Source organism: Plebeiibacterium sediminum (assembly GCF_026013605.1).
Taxonomy (GTDB): domain Bacteria; phylum Bacteroidota; class Bacteroidia; order Bacteroidales; family Marinilabiliaceae; genus Saccharicrinis; species Saccharicrinis sediminus.
Genome location: NZ_JAPDPJ010000012.1, coordinates 99,664 through 113,230 on the forward strand (window position 1 = coordinate 99,664; position 13,567 = coordinate 113,230).

The 13,567-nt window shown below is 33.8% G+C and carries 6 protein-coding genes; 3 read left to right on the forward strand and 3 right to left on the reverse strand.

Annotated features, from left to right (window positions below; genetic code table 11):
- Positions 1-1,110: 1,110 nt before the first annotated feature.
- Entirely contained in the window at positions 1,111-4,368 is a 3,258-nt protein-coding gene (locus tag OM075_RS07585) for a retaining alpha-galactosidase (protein ID WP_301189889.1), read from the reverse strand.
- 306 nt (positions 4,369-4,674) lie between these two features.
- Between OM075_RS07585 and OM075_RS07590 the strand changes: the two genes are divergently transcribed.
- Positions 4,675-8,691: a two-component regulator propeller domain-containing protein gene (locus OM075_RS07590; RefSeq protein WP_301189890.1), complete on the forward strand. Its 4,017-nt coding sequence runs from the start codon at positions 4,675-4,677 to the stop codon at positions 8,689-8,691.
- Between the two features lie 491 nt (positions 8,692-9,182).
- Here the strand turns inward: OM075_RS07590 and OM075_RS07595 are convergent, their stop codons facing one another.
- Positions 9,183-9,785 carry a hypothetical protein gene (locus OM075_RS07595; RefSeq protein WP_301189891.1) on the reverse strand — a complete coding sequence of 201 codons (603 nt, stop codon included), beginning with the start codon at positions 9,783-9,785 and terminating at the stop codon, positions 9,183-9,185.
- Between the two features lie 127 nt (positions 9,786-9,912).
- The gene (locus OM075_RS07600) at positions 9,913-10,659 is read right to left on the reverse strand and encodes a protein phosphatase 2C domain-containing protein (RefSeq protein WP_301189892.1); all 747 of its coding nucleotides are present in this window, start codon (positions 10,657-10,659) and stop codon (positions 9,913-9,915) included.
- A 739-nt stretch (positions 10,660-11,398) separates the two neighbouring features.
- Here OM075_RS07600 and OM075_RS07605 point away from each other — a divergent pair.
- A complete protein-coding gene (locus OM075_RS07605) occupies positions 11,399-12,235 on the forward strand; it encodes a helix-turn-helix domain-containing protein (RefSeq protein WP_301189893.1) in 837 nt (278 codons plus the stop codon).
- Positions 12,236-12,348: 113 nt separating this feature from the next.
- Complete coding sequence (locus OM075_RS07610) at positions 12,349-12,999, forward strand: NAD(P)-dependent oxidoreductase (protein WP_301189894.1); 651 nt, start codon at positions 12,349-12,351, stop codon at positions 12,997-12,999.
- The last annotated feature ends 568 nt before the right edge of the window (positions 13,000-13,567 follow it).

A 13,567-nucleotide genomic window follows, 5' to 3' on the forward strand; every position in this document is an offset into this window, starting at 1 on the left:
TCATTTACACAATTATTATTTTACTCATTCCAATTAGATAATCAATTAATTCACTTATCAGCACCTAGCCATGAGTGCTTTGATTAAAAAAGTAACTCAACAATTGCATCTTTACTTTTGTACAATTATTGATTTTTAATAAATAACTTTTGCTTTCTTCCATAAATAATTGTTTTAAAATTAGAGTTTAAAAAAGGTTACTTCAAACTTGCAAATTTTAAACTACGCACATTCACACATATGTTTTTTTAATTCGAACACCTGTGTAAACACCTTAATTCAGATACAATTACCTTATGTTTTAACATGAATATTCTTATTCTCTTACGTTTTGTTTTAACTTCGTATATATAAAAGACTAATAAACTTATTTACCGACACTTAAAACAGAAAACACACAACATATAACCTTTTAAAATAGACATCTGTACTTGCTTTTAAACATATGTATTAACACACAACCACATACACTAAACGCTTTATGCTATTACAATTAATAGCTAAACCTGAGTATAAAATGTGAAGCTTAAGGTATATGGACTTATAATTAGTAACCTACATGAATGCTATCATCCTGATTTATTTATAAAAGCAGAGCATTTCAAAAAGATTTTGAATTTAGATTTTTGCATTAATAAAATATGTCAACAGACAGTAATCCTATATTTTGGAACATGATCCACAAAAATAAAAAATTGACCTTATACATAGTAGTAACTTAATATTGATTTTAAATACCTATTCAAGATATTATCCAATAAGTATTTCAATTCAAATTTCATATAAATGATTTCACCATATATTAGATATGCACCTTTTTTTTCAAAAGCAATTTTTTAACCTTAGCAACGACTAAAAATATGAGAGGATAATACACTTTTTAAGGCTTGTGTAGCTTTATGATCTCACATCCAGTATTCCCTTTGAAATATAAAAATATCTTTAACCTAATGAATTCATTACTTTCTTCCTTTTATTATCATAACACAAAAGTAAGAAGCCACACTCTTTGAGTGTGGCCTCTAAATAACCTTACAATGGGGATACAATATTTGATTATAAATAAATCATACTTTCATTTACATGAAATCTTAAATCTAACAATCCATATTACTTCGTAACTTTTACAATATCACTTCCCTTTAAATGAAATCGATAAGCCCACTGTTCCTCTTGTGAACTATCTGTTTTTGGGGCTCCCCAATTAAATTTAATCGGCCAGTGTTTTGTTGGAGCACCACTAACCACAAACCATAAGTATGCTGTATTTTCCGGCACGGTAAAACTTACGCTACCTTCATGTTCTTTTGCCACATCACCATATACTCTTTGGCCGGATTTTAAACTGGCCACAAAACCATATCTCCATCCTGCATAATCTGTTTTTACATTCGTATACCCCGGAGCACCGGCTATGCCTTTAAAATCTATATTAACAACGTTTCCCTCTGTTGGAACCTTTAATTGAATGGCATTATATCCATAGTTCTGAGGTGCGTTAAGTGAATCAATCCTATACCAGCCATTGCCTTCATCTACTAATTTTGTTTGGTGAAGATTTGCATATTGTGAAGCCACATGTTCCACTCGGTCCAAATCCCAGGTTACAAAACGACGACAGGCATCAAACATCTCATCATTAAACTGCTGCTGCGTAATACCTGTTATCCTCTTATATGTTGTTACAGGATCCTCTCCTGTTTTTGTTGCTCTGCTTAATTTTCCAAAAAATTCTTTACCGTGTAACTGCGACCAATATTCAAGTACAAAAGGGGAATGATACATATTAAGGGGATGCAAAAATGACAAATGTGTTCCTTTTAGAAAAGCATCCAGGTGATATTTTTCAAATGTCATCCATTCAGGATACACCTGCCACAACATATACTGGGCAGACATTTCCATGATTGGTCCTGTTGGCCCTGCCCCGCAATCGGCATTACTTAAATACTGGAAACTATGTCCCATTTCATGAGCTAAGGCACCATAAGGTTCTTTAGTTATTCGCACTGCAGGCGTCCATAAAACACCAACTTTATCCTCAGCACCTCCACCAAAGGCAGTTCCCTCATCTCCTCCAAAAACAAACAGAAGTAGTTTATATGTATCGGTAAGCGAACAACCTTTCTGAACCATTTGAAGCTCATCAGTGTAATACTTATAAAAACGTTCACACTCCTCGATAACGCGCTGAGGCGAAAATCTTTTGGTTGAATCGGGATTTACCATAGGATTTTCACCATACTCCTTATGCCAGAATAAAGCCAGGTTTTCTGATTGCAATGATCGGCTATAACAATATTCACTCTGATCATTATTAAAATCATTGTTCTCAGGAATCATATATATTTCTTTCGGCAAACAAAGTTCTTTCTTAGCTGTTAGCTGATGGTATGTTAACTTCACCACAAATCCGCCACCTGAGGCACAATCCATATTCAGTACCGACTTATGATTAACTGTTAATTTACGCACCTTATAATCTGCAGCCTGTTTATTTGCATTAATACCATCCTGGTAAATTGTGGCACTATAAATACCTGAGGCATTTAAGAATGATAAATCAACATTCAAACTTCTTTCTTCCCAATTAGTTAATCCACCTATATACCAATCATTTCCATATCTTCTGGCGGTAACAATATATTCACCCAATTTTCCTGTAAGAATTTTTGTTTCATCGGCTACTAAAGGAATATCAGATAGAAACTTCGTAAAGTCATCTTCTTTTTCGTAATAAACCGGAGCATCACAAAGCATTGTCAAAGGTGAGTCAAAAACCACATAAGTAGCCAACTGATGACAACGTGTTCCCTGACTTAATGGATTGCTATAAATGGGTTGAAAATCTCTTTTGGTTGCATTACGCATAGCTCCCGGAGTATAATCAACAGATCCGGCCATCATTCGTATAAATGGAAAGGTAACATCATAGGCAGGCATATCCACTTCCGGAGTACTCCATTTCATTTCTTCCATTCCAAATACACCTTCAAAATTTAATATATTAGGATAGGTTCTGTTTAATCCGGTAGGTTTATAAAAACCATGTAAATCCAGCACCAGTTTATATTGAGCAGCCTTTTCTGCAATTCGGTATACCATTTTAACCGCTTCCTGATCATCCCTGTCTAAAAAGTCCACTTTAAAACCTTTAACACCCAGATGTGAATAATACTTACAGGCTTCCTCCAATTGCTGATCCAGCACATTAAATACGGTCCATAAAATGATGCTTACATTTCTTTTTTCTGCATAATCCACCAACTCTTTAATATCCAACTGAGGCACAACTTCAAACAAATCTCCCTTCTTGCCATTGTACCAGCCCTCATCCAATATCACATATTCCAAACCGTACTTTGAAGCAAAATCAATATAGTATTTATACGTTTCCATATTAATTCCTGCCTCAAAATCCACATGGTACAATCCCCAGTCGTTCCACCATTCCCAAGCACATTTACCTGGTTTGATCCAGCTGCAATCGCCAATCCTGTTTTTAGAGGCTAAGGCATAAACCAGATTATTAACCGGCATTTCAATATCCTTTTCTGATACAGAAATGATGCGCCATGGTAATTGTTGCTTGGCGTTTAACTTAGCAATATATGATTCTCTTTGAGTTACATGCTCCTGACTTCGCCACGAATAATAATCCACTTCAGCAGGATATCCGGCAAAAACACCCTCAAAACCTTTTTGTGAAGGATTTACTCTTAAAAACATTCCGGGATAATCCTCTAAATCAGACTCTGTGATGGTTAACTTCTTTCCTTCTTTTAAATCAACTGTCATAGGTAGAAAAATCAAACTCGAATCCACCTTATTTAAATCAGTTACAGCGTAAGTATTTTGAAAAGCCATTGCCAAAGGATCCTTTTTCCCGGTAGTATGGGCTGCATACACTTTATAATTCTCATCGAAATTAAAATGAGCTGTTTCATTGCTTACTACCAGATTATTGTTCTGATCAACAATAAAGCGATAGGCAACTCCTCCATTGTTATACACCCTGAACTCCAGTTGAAATCCATTTTTAAACGTTGTGAGTAACTTTCTGTAGTGAACAGTAAATGATGAAAACCTATAGAATGGAGATTCAATGCTTTCGTTTACCACATCCTTATGAAAACTTTTTACTTTAGGATTTTCACCTAACACAGTTCCATCCTCAAGTTGCAGAGCTATTTCAGATTGATCCAGTACCAGCTGATCTGAATGATAGATCTTATATGAAATGGCTTTATCGTAATTTATTTCTACTTTGGTTTTACCATCAGGAGAGCGAACTTCTATATTTTTTGCAGAACAATAATGTGAGAAAACAATCAAAATTGTCAGAAGAACAAATACACTTCTTTTCATTAATTCATTAGTTAAATTTGTAACATAACTTATCATTTTCAAAATTCAGTTTTTCGTAGAATTTGAATAGAAACAAATGTGTTATTTTCTCAAACACATGTTTTCAAGCCATTTAGCCCACACTGCTCAAAACCTAATCTATTACACAACATATCAATATATTAAAGCATTAAATCAGTACTATAACAGACTAATTTCAGTGTTTCAGGGGTAGCTTCATCATCTAAAATCATTGTATTTTTAATATCTTCGTTGGGTGGGTTTACATCCGGGTTCGATTTAAATTTGAGATAGTAAGATTAAAACATGAGATACGCACTATTCACTCTTCTTATAACATTTTTTCAAGTATTAGCATCAGCAAATATTCAAACGCCCAAGTTTGTTCATTATACCAATAAAGAAGGATTATCATCCTCATATGTAAAAGGTATTAAACAGGATAAATATGGATTTATTTGGGTGGCCACCAGAGAGAACATTACAAGATTTGAAAATAATCGTTTTGTAAAATTCCCGGTATATGATGTGCTTCATAATGAAATTGAGCTGGAACCTCAGTCCATTTCCTGCATCAACGATTCTTTGATTCTAGTGGAATCCATGCAGAACTTTTATTATTATTTCGACTATAACACTGAATGTTTTAAGCCCTATACTCCATTATATAATAGCATTAAAAAAGATTGTGTTACAGGCATTAACTCAAATACAGTATTGTTTCTTCAAAACAATAATATCAAATCGCTAAACTTAAAAGAAGGAAACATTTCATTTTCAAATATTTTTGCTGCATCACTAGACAAGTCAATTACAGAACAAATTCTTAAAATTACATCAAACAAAAATATTATAGTGGCCTATACCACAGGCGACAGAATACTTATTTACAATAAAAAAACAAAGGTTTACAGTCAATTTAAAATAAACATAACCATCCCAAATGAAGTTGTGTTTATTAATGCTGATATTAATAACGATATTTGGATATCAAACTTTGCATCCTGTCTTATAAAGATAAATTATCCATCAGGCAAGCAGACTAAATTTACCACTACAACAACTCCAGGACTGCCGCATAATATGGTTCATTGTGTAGCCATTGACAGAAAAAACAGGGCATGGATAGGAACTGAAAATGGCTTATGTATCTGGGATGAATACTCCGGAGAATTTAAGTGTTTTAAATACGATATAACAATTCCTGAAGGCTTAAATACAAACCCTATATACAATGCCTTTGCAGATAAGGATGGAAATATATGGCTCGGAACCTATTTTGGCGGTATTAACCTGTGGTGCGACAAACCCACAAAGTTTACGCATTGGAAAACCGGTACCGGAATACATCACCTTGGAGGCAAAGTGGTAAGTTGCTTTTATGAAGATCGTTTTAACAATATCTGGATTGGTACAGAGGATATGGGAGTTAATAAACTGAATCCTAAAACAGGTGTGATTGATAAAGTGACGGCTTCTTTCAATAAAAACTATTTATCGTACGAAAATGTGCATGATATATTGATGGTTCATAACGACCTGTGGATAGCTACCTACTCGGGAGGAATAAACATATTAAATACACAAAATAATAATATCAGATGTATTCAGGTGGCCAACGAACCAAATCTGGGTTCTGACTTTGTTTTCTCTTTTACACAAAAGGATTCTTTGATTTATATTGGAACCGATGTTGGAGTATCTCTGTATAACACACATACCAAAAGGTTTAGCCGGTTAAACAACAAATTACTCGAGAACCAGGTATTTGTTTCATTTGCATGGAAGGATGATATTTTATGGATGTGCTCCTATAAAGCCATCTACTCGTACAACAGTAAAACCAAACAAGTAAAAAAACACCAGAAGCTAAGCGACGGATTTATTTTTGCGCAGATATTTACCGACAGCAAAAAGAAGATATGGATCGCAACCAATAACAGGGGATTGATTCTTTATGATGACAACACCGAAACGCTTACTTACCACAACAAAAGCAATGGTTTTCCGGCCAACAGAATCTTTGCTATTGAGGAAGCCCATGATCAAACAATATGGTTAAGCACCAACCTGGGTTTAATTAACTTTAATCCCAAAGACAACGCTTTTACAAATTACGATTCCAATTCCGGCATTCCTTTTAATCAATTTAACTTTAGAGCATCTTTCAAAGACTCAAAAGGAATTATTTACTTTGGCAGTAACGAAGGTATGATTTCTATTAATCCTGAAAATTATGCGCTTAAGGCACCTGCTCCTGTAGAATTTACTGAGTTATTACTATTCAACAAACACATTACACCTGAGGAAGATTCGCCTATTATAAAATCAATCACCTCATCGCCAAAACTAAACCTTAAACACAACCAAAATTCCATTACCATAAACTATACATCACTCGATTACACCAATACCGGCTCCATATCTTATGCTTATAAACTTGAAGGTTTTGACAATAACTTTAACTATGTGGGTAATAAAACATCGGCTACTTACACAAACTTAGATCCCGGCAAATATACTTTTATTGTAAAATCATCAAATGATGCATGGGTAAACGAAAGCACCATTAACAAAATACAATTAAAAATAACACCTCCATTCTGGTTAACACCTTATGCTTTTGTTTTATATGCGATCACATTTCTTACTACTTTTTTGTTGCTGAACAGCATTATCATCAGAATGCAAAAATCAAAATCGCAGATTGCCCTGGAGCGACAAAAAAGACTACACAACGACCAGATTAATAATTTCAAATTGGAATTTTTTACCAATATCTCACACGAAATTAAAACCCCTCTTACCTTAATATTGGGGCCACTATCCAAATTAATTGAGAACCAAAAGTTAGATACAACGGTTAAAAGCCAGCTAAATAGAATATACTTAAATGTAAATCGCCTGAATTCGCTGCTGGGAGAACTGCTTGAGTTTAGAAAAATCGATAAGGCATCCACCAATTTTAGAGTGTCAAAAAGCACAGACTTTTTATACATTAAAAACATTGAAGATGCCTACAGATGTATATCCGAACATCATAAAATAAATTTCTTTACCACATACAACAATGATTTAGAAGAGGTTTGGCTCAATAAAGCCATCATTGAAAAAATTATTTTTAATCTGTTATCCAATTCGTTTAAGTATTGTAAAGAAGGTGATACCGTTAATTTAACCGTGGAAATTAACACTGTAAATAACAAAAAGACTTTAACTATTATTGTTAACGATAATGGCCCCGGCATTCCGGAAGAGGAACTGAATAAAGTGAAGAAAAGGTTTTTTCAGGCGGAGTCGGCAAAAAAAATGAACAAGGGAACAGGTATTGGATTGTCGTATGTAAATAATTTGGTGAAGCTCCATCATGGTACCATTGATATTAAAAGTGAGCTATTTAAAGGTACATCGGTAAGTGTGGTATTACCTTGCGACAAGAGTAGTTATTCTGAGGCTGAATTATCAGAAACGTATCAGGCTGAACATGCCGTGGAAGATATTCCAATGAATCAGGACCATAACCATAACACCAATGAGTTACCTGATGCTGACCCTGAAAATAAAAACACCCCTTCGTTATTAATTGTGGAAGATAACCTGGAACTGTTGGCATTTTTAAATGATATTTTGGAAGAATACAATATAACCGTAGCCTCAAACGGAAAAGAAGCCTTATCTGTTATAAAAGAAAATAATAACGCTTTCGATTTAATTGTTAGTGATATTATGATGCCTGAAATGGATGGATTACAATTAACCAATATTTTAAAATCGAGCATTGAAACTTCGCATATTCCTATTATTCTTTTAACGGCAAAATCGGGCAGCGAAAGTCAATACGAAGGTTTAAAACAAGGTGCGGATGTTTATTTAGAGAAACCATTTTTACCTGAAATATTAAAACAAAACATCAGTAATATTGTACGCACGCGACAAAATATTATTAAAAACTTTTCGCAAAACACCAATATTACGCCTTCTGACTTAACCTCTTCGCAAAGGGATAAGGAATTTATGGAGGATTTAACCAAAATAATAGAAGAAAATATTGACAATACGTCTATGGATGTGCAGTTTATCATTGACAAATTACACGTGAGCAGATCGCTTTTACACACTAAACTTAAAAGTTTGGCCAACTGCTCCACCACAGAATATATCAGAATCATCAGATTAAGAAGCGCCATTGAAATAATCAATAACGATAAGTGCAGCTTTTCGGAAGCGGCCTATAAATCGGGCTTTACCTCATTAACCTATTTTAGCCGTGCCTTTAAAAATCAGTATGGCAAATCACCCAGTGAGTTTTTTAATCGGAGTTAGCATATTAATGCGGGTAATACTATTTTAGGATGAGTGGGAAAACTTGAGGAATTGTGCCATACAAACGTTACGAGGATTGTCGTCCTAAAGCAGAGGATAGGTATATTTGTACTTTATTTATATTCTTTTTCTACTTTTTTAATTCGGAGCTTCAGAACCTTATAGTTCTATTAAAACCATTACTATTTGTTTATTGCTAATATTATTTGACAACACGCTTAACTCATTTTTTTATTTGATAATTGAGTATTTCTCTGTTCTCTAACTCTCTAGCTTTTTCTATCTTCATTCTGTCAGGACTGCTACAAATGTAATCATAAATGATATCCAACCATTTGAAGTATATTTTTGTACTGGACAAAATTTATAATGCATTGGTCTCGGTGTTGTGTCACCGTATAGAGGGAGACAAAAACTGTTGACAAAAGCTTAAAGCCAAAGCAATATAGCAATGCAGTATTCCCTGCGTTTTCTTTACCGTATTTATTTTATTATGACATCCAAGCTAAATAACATTCAATTATATTCCATTGGTTTTGCTGTTTCTCTAAGATAAAATAATAACCTGTTCCACTTAATTTTCCCTTTGTAATACTTAAATAAACCAGAGCCTTGCTTTTGGTATTATTTAATCCTGGCCTAGATATATGAAAAACTGGAGAACCTACAATTGTTGTATTATAGCCTTGCCAATTGTCATTTTGAAGATATTTATTAATCTTTTGTTGCGTAATGTATGAAACTTCTTTGTTATCAACTTTATTAAGTTTAATGGTACGAATACTTTTATTTTTCTTCATAAAGTCTTCATACATATCTTTTGAAAAAGAATTAAAAGTCTTAAGACTATTAAGTAAACATGAATCATTCTCTATTTCTAAGAACCCACAGTCATTATTTGTTATTACTACTACTTTTTTATCTGAAAGAGAGCATATACATGGTTTAGGTCGTTCGTTATCTTTTAAATTTCTTTCTACATTAGTTTCTAATAAGTTTGTTAAAACGTCTTGTTCAATTTTCTGTATTTTGCAACTAATACAAACAATAGATGCTAAAAGATATAATAGTATTTTATAGTTTTTATCTTTCATTTTTTTTAATTCAGTTACACCGGTTTTAGGATAAACCTTTTTACAATTAAACAAAGCATACAAACAACTCCAACCATAATTAGTAAGACCACTTATGCTTCATTAGCTATAGTTTGAGGATCATTTTTTATTGTTGTGGTGACATTATTATTCTTATCACAGCCAAATCATCTGTTACAATGTGATTCATATTTTGTTTTAAAAATCTTATTTTTCTTTCAAACATATTGTCAAAGTTTGATTCAGAGCAATCCTTTAACAAATAATCAATAATTTCTGATTCCTCCATCTGCTTGTCTCTTTCTTGAAGGTTTTTAAAAGTAAAAATCCCATCTGTGCATATTGAGATATCTTTAAACTCCATTATGGATAATTTTTGCTTTTGATTGTCAAACCAAAGATCATACTCCTCGTCTAGGTGATATGCTAAATAATCAGGTTTATCGTCCTGTTCATATTCTGTCAAATTCCCGTCGCAACAAATTAAACCATCCCCAACTGTTAACAATTCTCCTTCGTTCTTCTGTGTATCAACAATTCCAATTATTAAAGTCGATAACAATTCATTAGTATGTAAATCAAGCTGGTTTTTGATATGCTTCAACTCTATAAAAAGTTCCCTAATAATCAGTTTTAATTTACTTTTAAGATTTAAAGTCTTTGGAATCACAAATTCTTGATAGTAATATTTCTTTGCTATTTTTCTAAGAATTTTTCCTATCAAAATAGATGCAAAAACTGATTCAGTACCCATTGTGCAACCATCTAGTACAGCAATCAATTTTTCATTTGTACCAATTGATTCATGAATCCAAAAATCTTCACAATGATTCGTATGAAATTCTCCAATATTTAAAGTCGTATATATTTTCATCTTTGTCTCTATCTTTCTTCTCCACCTAACGTATCCCAAATCATTCCCAAGCACCCCTCATTAAAACCATCTATAAACCAATACTGGTATTATATCTATCATTAACTCAGTTGCATTTTGCTGCATTTGGAATAACCCCTAAAATTACTCCGTTATTTGAAAAAAGTTACAATAATGGGATAAAATATTATTTTAAATAGACAAAAGACTGCTAGCAGTCAACGAAGGATGGGCACAGGGCGAAGAGCGTAAGGCGAAGAGCATAGGGCATAGAGTGTAGAGCAAAGGGATTAGGTATGGGGCAACATCACAGGTATATCACGGAATAGAGGAGTATTTACAAACACTAAAAAACTGCTAACCACCTGTATTACACACCTCCACACAACTTTGCGAGACAATTTTGAAAACTCTGGAAAACCTGTCGACTGTACGCGGCAAGCTTTCCACGTTCTGGAAAACCTGCTGACTCCACGCGACAAGCTTTCCACGCTCTGGAAAAGGTGTCGACTGCACGCGGCAAGGTTTCCACACTCTGGAAAAGGTGCTGCTTCCGCGCGACAAGCTTTCCAGAGTCTGGATAGGTCGCTGCTTTTGTGCGAGAAGGTTTCCAGAAAAATTAAAGCAATATATTACACCCCAATTGCGTAAGCTGAATTAAAATGGTTGTGCAATATTTTAAAGATTTTAGCAAGACGAAGCCTGTCCTTTCAGTTTTGATATTTATTACTTTTGCATCATGAATAATATGATTCAAACATTTGAGTTCAAAAAACTACCTATTGAAATAGAGGTAAAGGACTTGAAGTTCGTTAAAGAACTACCCGAATTACTTGGACATCCACATAAGGCCACATTCTTTCAAATTGTTTGGTTAACAAGTGGGGAAGCTGAATTTAATATCGATTTCCGGAAGATTCTTATGAAAGAAAATGAGCTTTTAATTATTACTCCTGGACAAGTATGTTCCTTTGATGTTGAATCAGAATATACCGGAAAATTGATTCTTTTTACCAATTCATTTTTCAACATCAGTGAAATTGATTCTAATTTCATGTATACTTCCGAAATATTTAATCCGGTTCGTTTAAACAAAACAATTACTATCTGTCCCAAATTAATTAGCAATTTAACCGACCTACTCGAAAATGAACTTAAGCAGGGAGATACAAATTATAAAATAGAAATAGCACAAAGTTTTCTTCGTATTATGCTGTTCGAATCTGAAAGGCAGTTTACTAAAACAACAGATTTAGCTGTTAATAACGTGGCCCGCCTCTTTTATAATGCAGTAGAGCAACATTATAAAGAAAATAAGAATACTGAATTTTATGTTCATCTTTTAAATGTTAACGAAAAGATATTGTCGAGAGAAGTTAAAGCCATCAGCGGAAAAACACCAAAGGTTTATATTGATTCACGAACTATTTTAGAAGCTAAGCGCTTGTTAATCTACAGTAGCTTAAGCATTAAAGAAATTGGCTACATCCTTGGATTTGACGAACCTTCCTATTTCAACAAGTACTTTAAAAAGCATACAAAACTAACTCCTCTTGAATTCAGAAAAGAACACTAAAAATTAGCATTGGCGGAGATTTACCATTTTCTGCCGGACATGTATTATCTCTACATTACCATAAGCCTGTACTTTTACATCATCAAAATAAAAGAAATTAAAAACGTACAGATATGAAGAAAGTAGTATTAATTGGGGCAAGTGGATTTATTGGTTCTGCTCTTTTAAATGAAACACTAAACAGAGGTATTAAAACGATTGCTGTAGTTCGCAATCCTGAAAAAATTAAAATCTCAAACGCAAATCTTCAGGTTGTTAAGGCTGATGTTTCGGATGCTGATGTGATTTCTGAAATAGCTAAAGAGGCAGATGTTGTAATAAGTGCATACAACCCGGGCTGGGCAAATCCTAATATTTACGATGAAACGTTGAAAACATATCCGGCAATTTTGCAAGGGGTAAAAAATGCAGGAGTAAAACGTTTGCTCATTGTTGGTGGAGCAGGAACGCTATTTGTTGCTCCTGGTTTACGCGTTGTTGATTCTGGTGCTATTCCTGAAGAAATAATGGGTGGTGTGAAATCTCTTGGCGAATTTTATTTAAATACTTTAACACAGGAAAAAGATATTGACTGGGTATTCTTTTCGCCAGCAGGAACCATTGAGCCGGGCGAGCGCACAGGCGAGTATCGCTTAGGCAAAGATGATTTAATTGTAAACGATAAAGGAGAAAGTAAAATATCAGTTCAGGATTATGCAAAAGCCATGATTGATGAATATGAAACTCCCGCACATCACTACGAGCGTTTTACAATTGGATATTAATTAAGCTTTCTAAATAGAAAGTAATGAATCCTCCATTTATATATGAATTATTGCTTTACAAATAAAGATATTGCACGAGCAATCGTGTAATGAGTGATGGTACAATTAGAAGTTGGGTAGCATTTGATCAATATAGAGGTGTGTTTTCTCAAGAGAAAGGCTGTCCTTTCGAAGATTAAAGCATAAAAAAAGAGGTTGCCTCGTTATGAAGCAACCTCTTTTTTTTTACCAATATCTCTGCTAATTTACTTTAGGTATTTCGAAAAATAATCCCTTTTCTTTCGCTCAAAATAATAGTTGTATGCACCAATATAATGGTGCTCCTGACCTGGTAATACCAGTAAATCAAAATCTTTGTTTGCACTGAAAGAACAGCACTTGTTTTTAGATATCCTTTCAGGAGGGTATTTTAAAATCTAATACAATTTTGCGAACGGAAATATCTTTCTATTGTAATACTGCTTTCCTATGTAAGTATGGACTCAAGGGCATCAGCTGGTGAACCATAAAACAAGATGCTGCAGTCGGCAAAAGCGGTGCTGTTTGAATCCTTGAGGTACGATAGGAT

What these genes read in the sequence shown, in the direction of transcription:
- OM075_RS07585 (WP_301189889.1), bottom strand. Translation starts at nt 4,368, where the DNA reads ATGAAAAGAAGTGTATTTGTTCTTCTGACAATTTTGATTGTTTTCTCA.
- OM075_RS07590 (WP_301189890.1), top strand. Translation starts at nt 4,675, where the DNA reads ATGAGATACGCACTATTCACTCTTCTTATAACATTTTTTCAAGTATTA.
- OM075_RS07595 (WP_301189891.1), bottom strand. Translation starts at nt 9,785, where the DNA reads ATGAAAGATAAAAACTATAAAATACTATTATATCTTTTAGCATCTATT.
- OM075_RS07600 (WP_301189892.1), bottom strand. Translation starts at nt 10,659, where the DNA reads ATGAAAATATATACGACTTTAAATATTGGAGAATTTCATACGAATCAT.
- OM075_RS07605 (WP_301189893.1), top strand. Translation starts at nt 11,399, where the DNA reads ATGAATAATATGATTCAAACATTTGAGTTCAAAAAACTACCTATTGAA.
- OM075_RS07610 (WP_301189894.1), top strand. Translation starts at nt 12,349, where the DNA reads ATGAAGAAAGTAGTATTAATTGGGGCAAGTGGATTTATTGGTTCTGCT.